This window comes from Photobacterium sp. MCCC 1A19761 (genome assembly GCF_037389125.1).
In the GTDB taxonomy this organism is placed as follows: Bacteria; Pseudomonadota; Gammaproteobacteria; order Enterobacterales; family Vibrionaceae; genus Photobacterium.
This window is the reverse complement of sequence record NZ_JAZGTF010000001.1, coordinates 234104-252280: the sequence shown is the minus strand read 5'-3', so window position 1 is coordinate 252280 and position 18177 is coordinate 234104. Positions and strand designations below refer to the sequence as shown.

Annotated in this window: 17 protein-coding genes and 1 tRNA gene; 14 read left to right on the top strand and 4 right to left on the bottom strand. The window is 53.1% G+C overall.

Annotation, left to right across the window (positions count from 1 at the left end):
• Window positions 1–57: 57 nt before the first annotated feature.
• The 3 genes from VV869_RS01090 to VV869_RS01080 form a co-directional block, all read right to left on the bottom strand.
• Entirely contained in the window at window positions 58–660 is a 603-nt protein-coding gene (locus VV869_RS01090) for a carboxymuconolactone decarboxylase family protein (RefSeq protein ID WP_337733179.1), read from the bottom strand.
• Window positions 657–2456: a flavin monoamine oxidase family protein gene (locus VV869_RS01085; RefSeq protein ID WP_337733178.1), complete on the bottom strand. Its 1800-nt coding sequence runs from the start codon at window positions 2454–2456 to the stop codon at window positions 657–659. Before VV869_RS01085 ends, VV869_RS01090 begins: the two co-directional genes overlap by 4 nt.
• A 421-nt stretch (window positions 2457–2877) precedes the next feature.
• The gene (locus VV869_RS01080; protein ID WP_337733177.1) at window positions 2878–3912 is read right to left on the bottom strand and encodes an ABC transporter substrate-binding protein; all 1035 of its coding nucleotides are present in this window, start codon (window positions 3910–3912) and stop codon (window positions 2878–2880) included.
• Between the two features lie 184 nt (window positions 3913–4096).
• Here VV869_RS01080 and VV869_RS01075 point away from each other — a divergent pair, with 184 nt between their 5' ends.
• The 13 genes from VV869_RS01075 to nadA all read left to right on the top strand — a co-directional run bounded on the left by VV869_RS01075 (window position 4097) and on the right by nadA (window position 16427).
• Window positions 4097–5374 (top strand): NAD(P)/FAD-dependent oxidoreductase, encoded by a 1278-nt coding sequence (locus VV869_RS01075; protein WP_337733175.1) that lies wholly within the window; start codon window positions 4097–4099, stop codon window positions 5372–5374.
• 1010 nt (window positions 5375–6384) lie between these two features.
• Window positions 6385–7971, top strand: coding sequence for a cytochrome ubiquinol oxidase subunit I (gene cydA / locus VV869_RS01070; protein ID WP_337733174.1), 1587 nt, complete (start codon window positions 6385–6387; stop codon window positions 7969–7971).
• Between the two features lie 18 nt (window positions 7972–7989).
• Window positions 7990–9126 (top strand): cytochrome d ubiquinol oxidase subunit II, encoded by a 1137-nt coding sequence (gene cydB, locus VV869_RS01065; RefSeq protein ID WP_337733173.1) that lies wholly within the window; start codon window positions 7990–7992, stop codon window positions 9124–9126.
• Window positions 9127–9137: 11 nt separating this feature from the next.
• A complete protein-coding gene (gene cydX / locus VV869_RS01060) occupies window positions 9138–9245 on the top strand; it encodes a cytochrome bd-I oxidase subunit CydX (protein ID WP_261602175.1) in 108 nt (35 codons plus the stop codon).
• Entirely contained in the window at window positions 9238–9540 is a 303-nt protein-coding gene (locus VV869_RS01055; RefSeq protein WP_337733172.1) for a cyd operon YbgE family protein, read from the top strand. The genes cydX and VV869_RS01055 overlap by 8 nt, the downstream gene beginning before the upstream one ends.
• A 231-nt stretch (window positions 9541–9771) precedes the next feature.
• Window positions 9772–10179, top strand: a complete 408-nt coding sequence (ybgC, locus tag VV869_RS01050) for a tol-pal system-associated acyl-CoA thioesterase (RefSeq protein WP_337733171.1) — start codon at window positions 9772–9774, stop codon at window positions 10177–10179.
• The gene (gene tolQ, locus VV869_RS01045) at window positions 10176–10862 is read left to right on the top strand and encodes a protein TolQ (RefSeq protein WP_337733170.1); all 687 of its coding nucleotides are present in this window, start codon (window positions 10176–10178) and stop codon (window positions 10860–10862) included. Before ybgC ends, tolQ begins: the two co-directional genes overlap by 4 nt.
• Window positions 10863–10868: 6 nt before the next feature.
• Window positions 10869–11315, top strand: a complete 447-nt coding sequence (tolR, locus tag VV869_RS01040; RefSeq protein WP_337733169.1) for a protein TolR — start codon at window positions 10869–10871, stop codon at window positions 11313–11315.
• 9 nt (window positions 11316–11324) lie between these two features.
• Window positions 11325–12473 (top strand): cell envelope integrity protein TolA, encoded by a 1149-nt coding sequence (gene tolA, locus VV869_RS01035; protein ID WP_337733168.1) that lies wholly within the window; start codon window positions 11325–11327, stop codon window positions 12471–12473.
• A 10-nt stretch (window positions 12474–12483) separates the two neighbouring features.
• Window positions 12484–13833 (top strand): Tol-Pal system beta propeller repeat protein TolB, encoded by a 1350-nt coding sequence (gene tolB / locus VV869_RS01030; RefSeq protein WP_337733167.1) that lies wholly within the window; start codon window positions 12484–12486, stop codon window positions 13831–13833.
• Window positions 13834–13872: 39 nt separating this feature from the next.
• The gene (gene pal, locus VV869_RS01025; RefSeq protein ID WP_337733166.1) at window positions 13873–14424 is read left to right on the top strand and encodes a peptidoglycan-associated lipoprotein Pal; all 552 of its coding nucleotides are present in this window, start codon (window positions 13873–13875) and stop codon (window positions 14422–14424) included.
• Window positions 14425–14440: 16 nt separating this feature from the next.
• Complete coding sequence (gene ybgF / locus VV869_RS01020; RefSeq protein ID WP_337733165.1) at window positions 14441–15202, top strand: tol-pal system protein YbgF; 762 nt, start codon at window positions 14441–14443, stop codon at window positions 15200–15202.
• Between the two features lie 163 nt (window positions 15203–15365).
• A complete protein-coding gene (gene nadA, locus VV869_RS01015) occupies window positions 15366–16427 on the top strand; it encodes a quinolinate synthase NadA (RefSeq protein WP_337733164.1) in 1062 nt (353 codons plus the stop codon).
• Window positions 16428–16519: 92 nt separating this feature from the next.
• Here nadA and VV869_RS01010 read toward each other — a convergent pair whose 3' ends face one another.
• Window positions 16520–17098, bottom strand: a complete 579-nt coding sequence (locus VV869_RS01010; protein ID WP_337733163.1) for a UPF0149 family protein — start codon at window positions 17096–17098, stop codon at window positions 16520–16522.
• A 279-nt stretch (window positions 17099–17377) separates the two neighbouring features.
• Here VV869_RS01010 and VV869_RS01005 point away from each other — a divergent pair.
• Window positions 17378–17465, top strand: a tRNA-Ser gene (locus VV869_RS01005).
• Window positions 17466–18177 lie beyond the last annotated feature (712 nt).

Below are 18177 nucleotides of genomic sequence, written 5' to 3'. Positions count from 1 at the left end.
GGCAAACAGGTGAAGCTTGGGTTCGGATACGCCGGTGCCCGGCACCGGCGATAAGGATCACTCCGTCAGGGTTAGGTTGCTGGGGGAAGCGAGGCGATCCGGTTCCGGCAGATGCGGCTGGTTTGCCGGGGCGGCCAGCTCGGCAGCGTTCAAGATGCACGACACCATGGCGTAATAGCCGGCCAGGGCGACAATGTCGGTGATCTCGCGGGCGCTAAAATCTGCCGTCAGTGCGCGGTAGCTGGCATCGCTGATCCGTTTCTGCTCAATCAGTTCACGAATGCTGTGGATCAGGACTGCGGCATTGACCCCGGCAAGCTGCCCCGGGGCGATCGGCGCTTTGGCTTTGATCTGCTCAATGAGTGAGATGGGGATCCCGGCGGTCTGGGCTGCTGTTTCATGGGCAGCCCATTCAAACTGGCACAGGTGCTCGCGCAGCGTGGTCAGGATCACCAGCTCTTTGACGGGTGGGGGTAACTGAGTCTCAAAGCGTAAATAGCCTCCCAACTGCGCTGTATATTCAGCCAGCGGCGGGCTGTTGAGCAGCAGGGCAAAAACGCCGACCACATGGCCGCGGCTCTGGTGGATCTGGTCGTAGATCCGGCAGCCTGCCGGGTCAAGTCCTTCGGGCTGGTCGAAATAGGGTAAGCGTGGACTCATGCGTTCACCCCCGGGGTCAGTGTCGGGAGCGGATCTTCATTGACCAGCAGCGCGGCATTGACCGCTGATTCAATAGCACCTTCAATCCAGGCGTGTTTCAGCGAGGCATGTTCGCCGGCAAAGTGCAGGATTGGGCGCTGAGTCTGGGGATCGGCCCATTCGGAACGGATGATGGCGTGGTGCAGAAGTTCCAGTTGTCCCGGATAGAAGATGGCGGCTTCGCCGAAGGCATGGGGGTTGTTCATCCAGCTAACGGTCGCGGCGCCAACAATCTGGTCCTGAGCATGGCGATAGCGCTCGGGCTGAAAGACACAGAGATCCCGGATTTTCTGCTGGGCTTTGCGCCGGGTGGCGTAATCGGCATTCGGCTCATGAATGGCGTGGGTGATGGCGACATTTTCCAGTGCATAGCAGAAGCGTTCGTACTCTGTCATGGAATCCCATTTTCGGGCATCGTCGGCCCAGGAGTAGCTGGCCAGCATCACGCCACCTTTGCCTGAGCCCATGCGCTCACTCGGGTAGTACATGAATCGGTTCGGTAGATCCGTGACTGAGCCACCGCCGTAAATCTGGTTTTCTGTTTCCCAGAAACGCTCGCGAAATTCCAGCAGCACTTTGGTCGCAGCATCATAGTGCAACTCCCGGATCGCCTTGTGCTTTTCCTGGCTCATTTGTGGCCAGATGTGCACCATCCGCAAACTGGAAAACGGGATCGTCACAATAGCTTCATCCCAGCTGCGGTTTGCCAGCATTTTCGCGATTTCCTGATCGCGCGTGGTTTGCTGGTTCACTTCCGAAGATACTTCGGTCGTAATTTTGACCTTGCCGGTTTGCTCACAGCGGTAGAGGTCAGTCAGGGTCTGGTTGAGAAAGGTGATGTCGTCCAGATGGTGTTTTTCAAAATAGGCCTGGGTGAATTTGTCCGTTCCGCTCTTGATGAGCCAGAAGGGGGTATCGGGGGTAATGATAGCCAGCTCGATAAAGCTCTGGATAAAAGAATAGGACATCCGTGATTCAAGGTTCTCCAACACCCCAATCATCTCAATGGCATTTTCCGAAAGATCCGGCAGTTTCTCTTTCAGGAAGCGGCGCATGGAATACTCGCCATAGCGCTGGATAATTCTCGGCCAGGCCGATTTGGGGTCTTCGGCCACTTCCCGGCGCAGCTCGCCGATCGCGGCCTCCAGTAATTGACTGGCTTGCCGGTTTTCCTCGTCCTGGAGTGCGTAGTTCAGCAGTTGGCTGACATCTTCGCTGTGCTCGTACTCGGCCCGGGTGGTATGGGCGTAGTTGACATGAATGAGGTTATTGCCGGTCGCCGGCAGGTTGCTTAAATCGACATTGCCGTCGTTGTCACACATCGGGTGGGTGAGTTTGTCTGAGGTGGCATCGGTTTTGGATACGGCGCGGTTGAGAAACAGCTGTTTGTCGACGCCGGTGTCTTCTATCAGAAATTGCACCAGTTTGTGCATATCCGGAATGCGCATGGCACCGGCTTCTCCTGTCAGATTGTCATCTTCAAAGTAGCGTTTTTCCGGCGTATTGCGGAAGGTTTTGATCCGTCCACCGACGCGGTTGGCTGCTTCGACAATGGTGACGTTGTGTCCGGCCTGTTTGAGTAGCGTGGCGGATACCATACCGGCGATACCGCACCCGACGATCAGAATATTTTTCGGCACCACCTGGGCGCCGGGTAAGCCATGTTGCAAGTAGTGCATGTAGGCCTGGCTGATTTCATCCTGTTCATAGGGGAGCAGGCCGTGGAGTTCATCTGCAAGGGAAGTGACGTCAGTCATAGGAAGTCCTTTTATCGGTCTCGGTCATTGCGACTGACGCTCGGGCAGGGCCGGGTGGTGCTGTTTGACATCGGCCGGAAACCAAAGCAACAGCCACGGGAAAGACGGCTGAACACAACGCACGTATGGTTTGTAGTGTTACGGAGCGAAAGTCTGCCAAGTTAGACTCAGGTGACGGACTTGACTCTTCATTGACCCTAGAACAGATGTCGGGTGCGACAAGCCGGGGTGCAGGTTTATCACGCCGGACTTATAAACCTGGAACCGAAGTTAGAAAAATATGTAATTGAGTTGAAGAAAAGTTACGACAGGGCGTGGGATGGTTACGGTGATGGCAGCCAAGCAGGAAAAACTGCCCGGGCGGTAACGGACCCGGGCGTTGGGTGTGCTTTTGTCTGCTGAGGTTAGGTCGGCAAACCGATCAGCTTTTGAGCATCTGCCAGTATTTTTGGTAGATCTGGATGGCATCACCGACTTCGTTGGTGAATTCCCCTTTATTGATAGCTTCCTCGGGCGGGAAAATCGTCGGGTTGTCCTGCACAGCCTGCGGCAGGAATTGCTTGGCTTTCTTGTTCGGGGCCGGGAAGCCATACTCTTCGACGAGTTTTGCCTGATTTTCAGGTTGATAAAAAAAGTTGATAAACTCGTGTGCCAGATCTTTATTCTCGCTGCCGGCCGGAATGATGAAATTGTCCATCCACAGGATTGAACCCTCGGTCGGATAGATAAACTCCAGCTCCGGCATTTCCTGCTTGGCGAGATAGGCGTTGCCGTTCCATTGCATGCCGACACTGGCTTCGCCGGTCACATAAGGGACATGCGGGGCATCGGAGTTGTAGACGACAATGTTCGGGCGCAGTTGTTGCAGGGACTCGTAGGCTTGCTTAATTTCTGACTCGTCACGGGTATTGATGCTGTGTCCCTGGGCTTTCAGCGCCATGCCGAAGACATCCCGGACGTCATCAAGCAGCATCACCTGCAGGGCAAAGTCTTTGGCCCACAAATCACGCCAGCCTTTCACTTGGCCGGCTTTGACCATTTCAGTGTTGTAGGCAATGCCCGTCACACCCCAGACATACGGCAGGGAATAGTCATTGCTTGGGTCAAATTCCTGCTTCAGGAGGCCGGGATAGACATCCGCCAGGTTCGGGATTTTGGATTTATCGATTTTTGCCAGCATCCCTTCGCGCGCCATTTTCTCAATAAAATAGGTCGATGCGAAAACCACGTCATAGCCTTTGTTATCCAGTAACTTCAGCTTGGTGTACATCCCTTCGTTGTTTTCAAAGGTCGAATAGTTCACGGTGACCTGGTATTGCTTCTCGAATGCTTCCAGCACCTCGGTCGGCATATACTCCGCCCAGTTGTAAACGTTCAGCACCTTATCTGCGGCCGAGAGAGGAAATGCGGATAGTGCAAGTGTAAGTGCGGTCACCCCTTTGAGATAATTTGTCATGGTTTGTCATCCTGTGACGGGTAGTCAGAAATGGATTGCGAATCATAGGAAAGGGGGGGGCGCTGTCAAAACAATCATTTCATAAATTTGACTCGAGTCTCGATAATAAAAGGCTTGTCTCCGATATGCACCCATGACAACATTCGCGCGTTTTTTTTCAGGTTATTTGTAAGAGCAACTCTGCATGTTCAAAGACAGTGATTATATCCAGAGCTATTATCAGGCGACGGTGAACCCGTTTCCCGAGCAACCTTCGCTTGATCAGAGTGTTGAAGCGGATGTGTGTATTATCGGCGGTGGCATGACCGGCCTGAGCGCGGCGATTGAATTGCGTCAGAAAGGGTATTCGGTGGTGGTGCTGGAGTCCCGCCGTCTGGCCTGGGGCGGCTCGGGCCGCAATGGCGGGCAGTGCCTGGTCGGTTATTGCCTGGGGCTGCGCGAGGTGGATGAGACCTACGGCCCGTCGTGGGGGAAGCAACTGTGGGATCTGTCCTGTGAAGCGGTGGATATTGCCCGTGAGCGGATAGAACGTTTCAATATCGATTGTGACTTCCGCCCAGGCTATATCGAGCTGGCGCTGAACTCTGGCCAGGAAACCGAGCTTCAATCCTGGCTCGAGTTGAAACAGAGCCGTTATGACTATCCGAGTGCCAGTTGGTGGGATCAGTCAAAAATTCATGAAGTGGCGCATACCGAACGTTATTTGGGCGGGTTGTATGATGCCAACAGTGCTCATTTGCATCCGCTGAACTACACGCTGGGGCTGGCGCAGGCCGCGAAAGACCTCGGGGCCTCGCTTTATGAGCACAGCGCGGCGGTCAAGATTGAACAAGGACAGCCCCATGTAATCCATACCACCAAGGGACAAGTGAAAGCCCGCCAGGTACTGCTGGCGTGTAATGCCTACCTCGACGGTCTGGATCGCAAAGCGCAGAGTGTGGTGCTGCCGGTGGCTTCTTATATTGCAGTGACTGAGCCGCTGGGGGAGCGCCAGCCGATCAGTAATCAGATGGCGATGTCGGATTTGAACAACTGTCTGGACTACTACCGCCCGACGGCGGACGGCCGCATTCTGTTTGGCGGGGTGAATCATCCGTTTAACGGCGAATATGCAGACTCGATGGAGCGCTTGCGCCAACGGTTGATCACCGTGTTCCCACAGCTGTCGGATGTCAAAATGGACTATCACTGGGGCGGCCTGTTTGCCGTGACCCGCTCGTACATGCCGCACATTGCGCATCTGGGGAAAGATATCTATGTCGCACACGGCTATACCGGGCACGGCGTCGGGCTGACCAATATTGCCGGGAAAGTTGTGGCAGAAGCGATGGCGGGCCAGTCAGAGCGCTTTGATGTGTTTGCGCGGATCAAGCAAGGCTGGATCCCGACCCCGCAAGTGCTGCGGACACCGGCGTTGGCGCTGGCGATCTGGAAAGCCAAACTGGAAGATGCGCTGGGCTGAATGGTCCCCCTGCATTGATGGAATGAAAAACGGGTCTGACCGAAAGGGCAGACCCGTTTTGTTTTTTCGTACGCCGTCGGCAGCAAGCTTTTTAGGCTTTGCGGCCGCCAACGGCTGGAATCCATTCACAATTTGTTGACAAATTACACAGGCTTAGCCGGGTTCATGCCGGGCATCTGAAACCGGACGAACCGCGTTTGAACACAAAATAACCGTGTTTCAGCAGTTATTTTTTGCCAGCTCGGCAAAAGCAGGTTGGTAAATTGCAATTATTTTTTTCAGCAAACGGCTCATTGCGGGTGACTCACTCATTTTGGAATGGAAACAGAAAATTCATTGAAAGATTGAGTTTTACCGACTCGGTGTCTCACTCATCTTTTCGGGTGGATTATAGATAATTTTCCTCTTGGATGAAGCGATATAAATTTGAATTTCAGATTAGTTATCCTAATCAATTTTGAGTTGGGTGCCATTTTTTTGGCAGGGATTTTATCCGGGCAGCAGTGAGTTGGGGGCAATAACCCCTATTGCTCTTATGGGCAAGCAAACGGGTTTTTCTAACGCGAGAGACAACACCATATTCAAAGGGAAAACAACATTCCCTGATGGGGTGATGAGTCGATAAATTGCATTGAGACAGTGTTTTTTTGAGCTTTTTCGGCGGGAATCACGAATTTCGTTAAATTTGATCTATATCAACCCAAAAGCAGCTGATTAAAAAATGAGCGGAATTTGTTGATATTTATCAAGGCAAATTGTGCGATAAATCGATTGAGCCAGGCGAATATTATCAGTAATATTAGCGATGACTTTATTAGCTGTAGCTTAACAATAAGTTAACCGGATTGGTACACAACTGCAACATGAAGAGCGCCATTGATTATAAAAATAAATGGCTGCCAGGACGGTGACTGAATTTGCGGTTTTGTTGGCTACGATTTGCTAAGCCCAACCATCGGTACACTGTGTCGTACTGTCGTCAGTCAGCCTGGCGAAAAAAGGAGTTCTCAATGTTCACTGATATCGTCGAACTATCGCGGTTACAGTTCGCATTAACTGCGATGTATCACTTTTTGTTCGTCCCATTGACTCTGGGGATGGCGTTCCTGCTTGCCATCATGGAGTCGGTCTACGTTATGACCGGAAAGCAAATCTACAAGGACATGACCAAGTTCTGGGGTAAGCTTTTTGCCATTAACTTTGCTCTGGGTGTGGCCACCGGCCTGACCATGGAGTTCCAGTTTGGTACAAACTGGGCATACTATTCCCACTATGTAGGTGATATCTTCGGCGCGCCGCTGGCGATTGAAGCTCTGGTTGCCTTCTTCCTGGAATCAACTCTGGTCGGCCTGTTCTTCTTTGGCTGGGACCGCCTCTCTAAACGTCAGCACCTTGCGGTGACTTGGCTGGTGGCGCTTGGCTCTAACTTCTCGGCCCTGTGGATTCTGATCGCGAATGGCTGGATGCAAAACCCGGTGGGTGCAGAGTTCAACTTCGAAACCATGCGTATGGAAATGGTGAGCTTTGCCGAAGTGGTCTTTAACCCGGTTGCCCAGGTGAAATTCGTTCACACCGTTGCTTCCGGTTATGTGTGTGGCGCGATGTTCATTATGGGGATCAGTGCTTACTACATGCTGAAAGGCCGTGATATCCCGTTTGCCCGCCGTTCTTTCGCGATTGCGGCATCTTTCGGGATGGCCTCGATTCTGTCTGTGATCGTTCTGGGTGACGAGTCTGGCTATGAGCTGGGTGACGTTCAGAAAGCCAAACTGGCGGCGATTGAAGCTGAGTGGCACACCGAAGAAGCACCGGCGGCATTTACCCTGTTTGGTCTGCCAAACCAGGAAACCATGCACACCGACTACGCGATTAAGATCCCATACGTGATGGGGATTATCGCGACGCGTTCATTCGATACCGAAGTGACCGGTCTGCGCGACCTGAAAGCGGAGCACGAAGTGCGTATCCGCAACGGGATGGTTGCTTACGGCCTGCTGGAAAAACTGCGTGCCGGTGAGAAAACGCCGGAAAACATCGCAGCCTTCGACGCGGTGAAGAAAGATCTGGGTTACGGCCTGCTGGTGAAGCCTTATGCCGATAACGTGGTTGACGCAACAGAAGCCGATATTGCTCAAGCTGCTGATGACTCAATCCCAACGGTTTGGCCGCTGTTCTGGAGCTTCCGGATCATGGTCGCCTGTGGCTTCCTGATGCTGGGTATTTTTGCTGCGGCGTTCGTTCAGACCTGCCGTCACAAAATCACCGAGAAGCAATGGGTTCTCAAAGCCGCGCTGTATGGTATTCCACTGCCTTGGATCGCGATCGAAGCCGGTTGGTTTGTTGCTGAGTATGGCCGTCAGCCATGGGCTGTGGGTGAGATCCTGCCGGTATCTATGGCCGCATCGAATCTGGCTGCGTCTGACATTATTACCTCAATGGTGGCGATTATTGCACTGTACACCGTGTTCCTGATTGCTGAGCTGTACCTGATGATCAAATTCGCTCGTCTGGGTCCGAGCAGCCTGAAAACCGGCCGCTACCACTTTGAAACCACTGATGCCCCACAAAATGTGGTGACGCGTCAGGTCGAAGCATAAGTCAGGGAGATTACTGCAATGTTTGAATATGAAGTATTGCGATTCATCTGGTGGTTACTGATCGGTGTGCTTTGCATCGGTTTTGCCATCACCGATGGATTTGATATGGGTGTGGGTGTGCTGTCTAAAATTATTGGTAAGACAGATACCGAGCGCCGTGTGATGATTAACTCGATCGCCCCGCACTGGGACGGTAACCAGGTGTGGCTGATCACCGCCGGTGGTGCCCTGTTTGCAGCCTGGCCGCTGGTATACGCGACAGCGTTTTCCGGCTTCTACCTGGCGATGATTGTGACCCTGGCTGCACTGTGGCTGCGTCCGATCGGTTTTGACTACCGCTCAAAAATTGAAAACCCGCAGTGGCGTGAAATGTGGGACAAAGCAATCTTTGTCGGCAGCTTTGTACCACCGGTGATCTTCGGTGTGGCCTTCGGTAACCTGCTGCAAGGTGTGCCGTTTGAGCTGAGCGATCTGTTGATCCCGACCTATAAAGGCACCTTCTTCGGTCTGCTGAACCCGTTTGCCCTGCTGTGTGGCGTCATCAGCCTGCTGATGATCGTGACCCAAGGCGCCGCGTACCTGCAGATGAAAACGACGGCTGAGATCCGTGAGCGTGCGCGTCGCGTGGCGATGCTGACGTCACTGGCGATGGCGGCCTGTTTCGTGATGGCTGGTTTCATGGCGCAAAGCATTGAGGGGTACATCATTACTTCTGAGATCGTGACCAATGCACCGTCAAACCCACTGACCAAAGAAGTGATGCGTCAGACCGGGGCACTGTTTGCCAACTATGATGCGTACCCGCTGCTGTGGATTGCCCCGGCGCTGGCTGTGTTCATGCCACTGCTGACGGTACTGGCGTCTCGTGCCAACCGTGGCGCGCTGGCATTCATTACCTCCAGCCTGACCATGGCAGGTGTGGTGCTGACCTTCGGTTTCGCACTGTTCCCGTTCATCATGCCGTCAAGCCTGGTGCCAAACCACAGCCTGACCATGTGGGACGCGACGTCTTCTGAGTTGACGCTGAATATCATGACAGCGGTTGCCGCCGTGATGGTGCCGATTATCCTGGCGTACACCTCCTGGTGTTATTACAAGATGTTTGGTCGCCTGGATACGCAATACATCGAAGACAACAAGAACTCACTGTACTAAGGAGACAGACTATGTGGTATTTCGCTTGGATCCTGGGTGTGCTGCTGGCCTGCTCATTCGGCATCATCAATGCGCTGTGGTTGGAAACAACCGAAAACATGGATGCCGACAGTGAGTAATCTCGATCACTGGGTGAAGCTGGTGCACCGGCCGTTGAATGTCAGCGTGCTGCGGATGCTCGGGCTGTTGATGTCGATTGTCACCGCGGCGTTGGTCGTGTGGGAGCCGACACTGTTCGCCCAGGCGATTGGCGGGTTCGGGCCGGTTATTTCTCCGGCCCTGATTTGGGCAACGTGCGCTGCCATGGTTTACGGTGTCGGCTTTGTGCCGGTCCGCTGGTACTGGCAGCTGTTCTTCACCCCTTATGCCGCACTGCCGATACTGGCATATATCCTCTGGCTCCGGTTGCTCTGATCTGACAGAGCCCATCGAGCGCCAGGCGCGAAGCGCTGAATATCACAGCCCGTTACTTCGGTAACGGGCTGTTTTTTATGGGCCGTTATTTGATTTGGCAAAAAAATCTGACGATTTGTGACGGTTGGTAAATGCGCCATTTCATAATGACAGGCAACTTAGGTATAGTAAGCGACTAGTGAAACGAGGTCAGGACAGACACTGGCCGAGGTGTGATTGCATGGGATACCGATGACTGAAGAAAATGCCTTTGAATGGCCAATCACCATTTATTACGAAGATACCGATCTGGGTGGCATCGTCTACCACGCCAATTACTTAAAATTCTTTGAACGTGCCCGCACGGAACTCTTCCGGAGCCACGATGTCAGTTTACAGGCATTGTTTGCGCAGCAAATCAGCTTCGTGGTACGTCATATGGACATTGATTTTCATAAAGGTGCCCGGCTGGACGATCGTCTGGTTGTCCGGACCTGGCCGGTTAAAATCCGCCGCGCCTCCATCGAATTCTGTCAGGTTTTAGTAAACAATACCGGCGAAACCTTGTGTAAAGCATTGGTTCAGGTAGCCTGTGTCCATCCTGGAACGATGAAGCCAACCCAGATCCCAGAATATATTAAGTCGGAGATATCGAAGTGACTGCTGAACTATCCATTTTAGATCTTTTTTTACAGGCGAGCCTGCTGGTAAAGATCGTGATGCTTATTTTGCTGGGTATGTCGATCGTCTCCTGGGCGATGATTGTCAAGCGCTCTCAGGTCCTGTCCCATGCGGCAGCCAAAGCAGAACGCTTTGAAGATCGTTTCTGGTCGGGCATTGATCTGTCTCAGCTGTACCAGGAAGTACAGGCGAGAAAAGACAACCTGACCGGTTCTGAACAGATTTTTTATGCCGGCTTTAAAGAGTTTGCCCGCCTGCACCGCAACAACGGCAAGGTGCCGGATGCGGTGATGGAAGGGACCGGCCGTGCCATGCGTGTTGCGCTGTCCCGTGAAGTGGACGAAATGGAAACCAATCTGCCGTTCCTGGCTACGGTGGGCTCGATCAGCCCGTACATCGGCCTATTCGGCACGGTCTGGGGGATCATGCACGCCTTTATTGCCCTGGGGGCAGTGAAGCAAGCGACACTGGCGATGGTTGCGCCGGGGATTGCAGAAGCCCTGGTCGCGACGGCGATGGGTCTGTTTGCTGCGATCCCGGCGGTGATGTTCTACAACCGGCTGACCAACCAAGTCACCAAGCTGGAACATACCTACGCCACCTTTATGGAAGAGTTTTCCAGCATTTTGCACCGCCAGGCTTTTGCTGCAAATCAGGAGTAATAAGCCATGGCTTATCAACCAAAAAAGCGCAAAATGACCGCGGAAATCAACGTGGTGCCATACATTGACGTGATGCTGGTGCTGCTGATCATTTTCATGGTGACCGCACCATTTGTGACTCAGGGTGTGGATGTGGAGTTACCGGCCACCCAGAGTGCGAAAACCGCGGCTGAACTGATGGGTGACGACAACAGCGGTTCGCCGATCATTGTCGAGGTGGACCGTGACGGCAACCTGGGCTTGAGTGTCAACAATGCCGATATGGTGCGTGGTTTGCCGCTCAATGATCTGCTGACCCGGATCCGTGCTGAGTTGCAACTGAACCCGGGCTCACCGGTGCTGGTCGGCGGGGATGGCCGTGTGCCGTATTCATTCATCGTTGAGACTCTGGATGCCCTTAATCAGGCCGGGGTCGGTTCGGTGGGTCTGATGACGGAACCTTTGGAGCAGTAGGCGAGCAGGATGAAAGATAACAATTACAGTGCTGCCGTCATTATTTCGTTACTTCTTCATGGTTTACTGATAGCGGCGCTGTTATGGGGAACGGATTTCTCCATGAGTAAGCCCCAGCCGCAAGGCAACACGATTAAAGCGGTAGTGGTGGACCCGGCGTTGGTCAACCAGCAAGCGCAGCAGATCCGTCGGCAGCGTGAAGCCGCCCAGCAGGCTGAGCAAGAGCGATTGAAGCGCCTTGAACAGCAAGCGGAAGCCTTGGAGCAGCAACGACTGGCGGAAGAAAAGCGTCTGCGTGAGCTGAAAGCCAACAAGCTGAAAGCGGAAAAAGCGGCCCGTGAAGCGGAAGCAGAGCAGAAGCGGATCGCCGAGGCCAAGCGTCAGGCCGAGCAGGAAAAGCGTCGCGCCCAGGAAGAAGCCCGCCAGGCGGAGCAGGAGCGACAAGCTAAGCTGGCAGCCAAGCATCAGGCTGAGGAAGAAGCGCGTCAGGCCGAAGTTGCCCGTCAGGCAAAACTGGCCGAGAAGCGTAAAGCCGAAGAAGAGGCCCGCCAAGCAGAACAGGAACGCCAGGCCAAGCTAGCGGCGAAGCAGAAAGCGGAAGAAGAAGCCCGCAAGGCCGAGCAAGAACGTCAGGCGAAGCTGGAAGCGAAACGCAAAGCTGAAGAAGAAGCGCGTTTGGCGGAAGAGCAACGCAAGGCTGAGCTGGCAGCGAAGAAAAAGGCCGAAGAAGAGCGGCGTAAAGCAGAAGCTGCTCGAAAGAAAGCTGAGCGCAAAGCGGCGGAAGCCCGCGAACTTCAGCGCCAGCAGGAAGCGGCACTGAACGATATGTTTGCCGGTTTGGAAGCGGAAACTGAGCAGCGCGGCGGTGCCCGCGGCCAGTTTATCGAGGACGAAACCCAGCGATACGCCATGATTTTCCAGGATCTGATCCAACAGAAGCTCTTAGTAGATGAGAGCTTTTATGGCAAAGAGTGCGTGATCCGGATGCGGTTGGCTGCGAACGGATTACTGCTGGATGCATCGGAAGTTGGTGGTGACGGCGCCTTGTGCCGGGCATCAAAAGCTGCGGTGGTAAAAGTCAGCCAGTTCCCAATGCCGGAAGATGCGGCAGTGGTTGAGAAACTGCGTAATATTAGATTAACCGTAAGCCCACAATGATTGAGGAGTAGTGATGAAACGTTGGATCATGGGCTTGTGTATTGCTCTGTTGAGTTTTAGCCAAATCGCACAAGCTGAATTAGAGCTGGTGATCACCGAAGGGGTTGATTCTGCCCGTCCGATTGGTGTGGTGCCGTTCAAGTGGGAAGGCGAGGGCCGGATGCCGACCGATCTTGCGGCGGTGATTGCCTCCGATTTACGTCGCAGTGGCAAGTTCAGCCCGGTGGCAACCAGCAAGATGCCGCAAACACCATACAGCGATGAAGAAGTGGATTACACCGCCTGGACTTCGCTCGGGGTGGATGCGCTGGTGACCGGTCAGGTCACCCTGAATGCCGATGGCAACTATGTCATCAAATACCAGTTGGTGGATGTGGTTCGCGGCCAGCTGACCAGTGGCGAAAGCCGGGGGCTGGATAATGGCAAACTGGTGCTGACCAAAGATCACGTGCTGTTTACCCGCACGGCGACGGTGAAAAAGAGCCGTCTGCGTCAGTACGCGCACCGGATTTCCGATATCGTGTATGAGACGCTGATCGGCGAGAAAGGGGCTTTCCTGACCCGAATTTCATATGTCGTGATTGACGACAAAGCCAAGTATCCGTACCAGTTACGTATTGCTGATTATGACGGCTACAACGAACAGCTGGTGCTGAAATCTCAGCAGCCGTTGATGTCGCCATCCTGGTCACCGGATGGTAGTAAGCTCGCTTATGTCAGCTTTGAAAATAAGCAAGCCCAAGTTTTTGTGATGGACATTTACCAGGGCACCCGCGAAATGGTTGCGTCGTTCCCGCGGCATAATGGTTCACCACGTTTTTCACCAGATGGTAAAAAACTTGCTTTAGTGCTCTCGAAAAGCGGCAGTTTACAGATTTATGTGCTGGATCTGGAAACGAAGAAACTCGCCCAAGTTACGGATGGTCGTGCGAATAACACCGAGGCATTTTGGGATCCAGATGGTCAGTCTATGATCTTTACCTCAGACAGAGGTGGTAAACCCCAGATATATCGAGTAAATTTAGCAGACGGTTCGACTAAGCGTCTTACTTGGCAAGGAAGTCAGAACCTGGGTGGTCAATTGACGCCTGATGGACGGTTCTTGGTAATGGTACACAGATCAGACTCTGGGTATAACATTGCTAAACAAGATCTGAAAACCGGTGCGGTTCAGATATTGACGAAGACGTTTTTGGATGAGTCGCCAAGTATTGCCCCCAACGGTGGCATGGTGATTTACAGCTCTGTGAATGATAAATCGAATGAGTTGTCACTTGTGTCGATTGACGGGCGCTTTAAAGCACGATTACCTGCGACGAACGGGCGGGTTCGCGCTCCATCCTGGGGGCCGTTCTTATAACGTTCACCTAAAAAAATAGCGATATAAAAGGAAAATAAAATGCAACTGAATAAAGTTTTAAAGGGTTTGGCAATTGCGCTGCCAATGATCACTCTGGCTGCTTGTAGCTCGAACGAAAGCACTGATAGCGCTGCGGCATCAGAAACGACCAACGCCGGTGCGGGCACAGCAGTGACAACACCTGCTGATCAAACTACAGTTGCAACGCCAGTAGAAGCAGGCGATGCAGCCCTGTCTGAGCAGGAAGTGCGTAACCAGCAGCTGCGCCAGGAGCAGACCGTTTACTTCAAGTTTGATAACGCTGAAATTCAGCCGGATTACCAGGACATGCTGACAGCACATGCACAATACCTGCGTGATAACGGTGCAGTGAAAGTGATTATTGAAGGTCACGCGGATGAGCGTGGTACGCCAGAGTACAACATTGCGCTGGGTGAGCGTCGTGCCAATGCGGTTGCGAAATACCTGCAGGCGCTGGGTGTTTCTGCAAGCCAAATCTCGATTGTGAGCTATGGTGAAGAGAAACCATTGGTTCTTGGCCACACTGATTCAGATTACGCGAAGAACCGTCGTTCGGTTCTGGTTTACTAATCTGTAGGAAACGACTATGAACAGTAACACGATGCGTCGCCTCGCATTTACGTTGCTGGTTGGTGCGGCGACCCAAGTGGTCGCCGCGCCTGCACCTGTTACCGAGCTGAATAGCGCTGGTAGCAACAGCCAGCAGCGTGATGACAGCTTGACCCGCCTGGAGCGGATGATTGAGGCGCGAAATCAAATTCAGCTGGAGATGCAGCGTCAGTTGGATCAACTGGGTTCCGAGGTCAGCGAACTGCGCGGTGCCGTAGAGCGCAATACCTATGAGCTCAACCAGATGCTGGAACGCCAGCGTGAGCTCTATCGAGAGCTGGATACGCTGAGCCGTCAGCCGAAAATGGAAGCCAAGCCTGAGTCTGACGAGCCTGCGTCCACGGAGACGTACAGCACCAATGTCAGTGAAAACGATGCCTACGAGAAAGCCGTCAATCTGATCCTCAAAGAGAAGGATTACAACGGTGCCGTGGCTGCGTTTCAGTCTTTCCTGAGCACTTACCCGGAATCGGTTTATCTGCCGAACGCCCATTACTGGCTGGGGCAGTTGTACTTCACTCAGAATAAATTGCCGGAAGCCACTGAACAGTTTAAAGCCGTTACCAGCGTTAAAGATTCCAATAAACGGGCAGATGCGATGCTGAAACTGGGCGTGATTGCCGAGCGAAGCAAGCAAGTGGATGAGGCTAAAAAGCTTTATCAGCAAGTGATGGAACTCTATCCGGACTCGACCAGCTCCAGCCAGGCCGAGCGACAGCTGAAAAAGCTTGCCAAATAAAAAGAAAATTCGCTAAAGGTCAGTTTTTACTGGCCTTTTTGCTATCTGAAATCCCAATCATGTTACAGACTTGTCAGAACTTTGTGGGGCTGTGTATAAATTCAGCGGCGGCGGTGTATAATGCCCGGACGAGTAAGGACGAGCTGATAGAGCAATTCGAGACATGAGCCTGACATTTGATCCCTCTGAAATGATTTACCCGTTTCCCCCGAAGCCGACGCCGTTGACTGTCGACGAGCAGCTGGCATACAAAGCAAAAATCAAAGCCCTGCTGAAGGAAAAAGATGCGGTTTTGGTTGCCCACTACTACACCGACCCTGAAATTCAGGCCCTGGCAGAAGAGACCGGCGGTTTCGTCGGCGATTCTCTGGAAATGGCCAAGTTCGGGAACCAGCACCCGGCCAAGACCCTGGTGATCTGTGGGGTGCGCTTTATGGGGGAATCAGCCAAAATCCTGACCCCGGAGAAGCGGGTGTTGATGCCGACGCTGGAGGCTGAGTGTTCGTTGGATCTGGGCTGTCCGGCTGATAAATTCTCCGAGTTTTGCGATGCCCATCCGGATCATACCGTGGTGGTGTATGCCAATACCTCGGCGGCGGTGAAAGCGCGTGCCGACTGGGTGGTGACATCCAGTATTGCGCTGGAAATTGTCGAGCACCTGGATGCGGAAGACAAGCCGATCATCTGGGGGCCAGATCGCCATCTGGGCGCGTATATCCAGAAGCAAACCGGTGCAGACATGCTGCTGTGGCAAGGTGAGTGCGTGGTGCACGATGAGTTCTCAGCCAAAGCCCTGCGGGAGATGAAGCATCTCTACCCGGACGCCGCCGTGCTCGTACACCCGGAGTCACCGGCCAGCGTGGTCGCGCTTGCCGATGCCGTTGGCTCGACCAGTCAGCTGATCAAGGCCGCGAAAACCTTGCCGCATCAGAAGTTGATTGTCGCGACGGATAAGGGCATCTTCTTTAAGATGCAGCAAATGGTGCCGGAAAAAGAGTTGGTGGAAGCGCCGACCGCCGGGGCCGGCGCAACGTGCCGTAGCTGTGCCCATTGTCCGTGGATGGCAATGAATGGCCTGAAGGCCATCGAAGAAGGGCTACGCGAAGGGGGCGCGCAGCATGAGATTTTCGTCGACCCGGACCTGCGTGAGAAATCGCTGATCCCGCTGAACCGGATGCTCGACTTTGCCGCAGCGCTGCAATTGAAAGTCAAAGGCAACGCCTGACCGACGCGTGCTTTATCGCCGTTATACGCAGGCATCATCAACAATGGCGGCCATTGGCCGCCATTGTTGTTTGTCCACTAGCCGTTGCAGCGTTATTGCTGCGCTTCGACCAGCGCCTGGGCGCGCAGTGTCAGGCCACAGACCATGGTCGGCACGGAGTGAAAGATCTCTTCAAATTGCGCCAGGTTGTCAGCTCCTTCCTGAGCCAGAGCTTCCATCGCATTTTCCGGATCGTACAGCAGGCTGAAGCACAGCAACACGCCGCCAAGCAGGGCATTGTCCTCACTGTCTTCCGGCATCAAGGTTTCCCAGTCGTCACGCGCCAGTTGCCAGCCTTGCAACATCCCTTCGGAAAACTCACGGGTCGCTTCGCTGACCAGCTCTTTGTCGTCCAGGGCGCAATCTGCCGGCCACTGCCAGGTCCCTGTCAGTAGCGCTTCGCGGGTCTGGTTCCAAATCTCAACAATCGCATTGGCATAAGTTTCCAGCTCTTCATGGCTGGCAAAAGGTGATGTTTCTTCGCCGCCCCACATAAAGGCCAACCATTCAGACGGGTTGATCAGATGCGGCGCTGCTGCCATGGCGGTGATAAAACCACGCGTTTGTGATTCAGACAGTAGTTGCTCGGCCAGCTGGCGGTCTTGCAGTAACTCACTTAGTGGGGATGACATAATACAATCTCGTTGAACAGGGTATGTGTACGTCATGTCTGCCGGATGGATTCAACCGGGCCGCATGACGTCTGTATAAAGTTTGCATTGTAGCAGCCAGGGCCGGGCAGCACAGTAACATCAGGGCCGGAACCATGGTTTTGGCCCCGGAGCTGCTGAAATATTAAGCATGCGGGCCGATTTTTTTTGTTTTTTATTGACCTTGTTGAGAGCGGACACTATAGTTACGCCCCGTTGAGACGACAACCATAAACCGTTGTTGCCAACAACAATCTGATTGGTGAGGTGTCCGAGTGGCTGAAGGAGCACGCCTGGAAAGTGTGTATACGGCAACGTATCGAGGGTTCGAATCCCTCCCTCACCGCCATCTTCCCGAAAGACCGCCTACAAGGCGGTCTTTTTCGTTTAGCTTGTCTTTTTCCCTTCTTACCGTTCTGCTATTTATCCGTTTGTTTGCTGTTCGCTCGTTCGTACTGAGTGGCGGTTTGTTGTCTTGGATACCGAACCGAACGCCTTGACCCATGAAGGCTGAGTGTGCGGATCTGAAATGCCCCTTATCCATAAAGCCAATCCGTGTGTCTCACGATTTACCCGGGATCTATGATGTCGCCAGGACCTTGAGTTTCCCCAACGCTAATGCTAACCCAACTCAACCTGCTGCCCTGTTGGTGCATGCTATACACTCCGGGAGACAATGATGCTGTGTAAGAAAGTTTCATTCACTCCCTGATTTTCGATGAAGTTTCCTGCGTGGTCGAACTGATCTGCCCATGAGGCACGAACTTTACGCAATAGATGCTCTGACTTTATGGTGATTAACTGCTTACTGAAATCGCAAGAGGTGGTTGTTTAGTAAAATTATCACTCTAAAGCTGTAAATGACGTCTGAAACAATGATTAAAGTGAATTTAAATCATGAGGTATTTTCATGTTCAATCTATTTACTGATTAAGTCTAATAAAAACAATTGTTTGTAATTGCATCTGATGAGGTCATAAAGTTCATGTTGTTAAATTGTAATTATAGGCGCCTTTGAGCTCATCAACTCAAATCGATCTAAAAGGTAATGTATTCTCGCG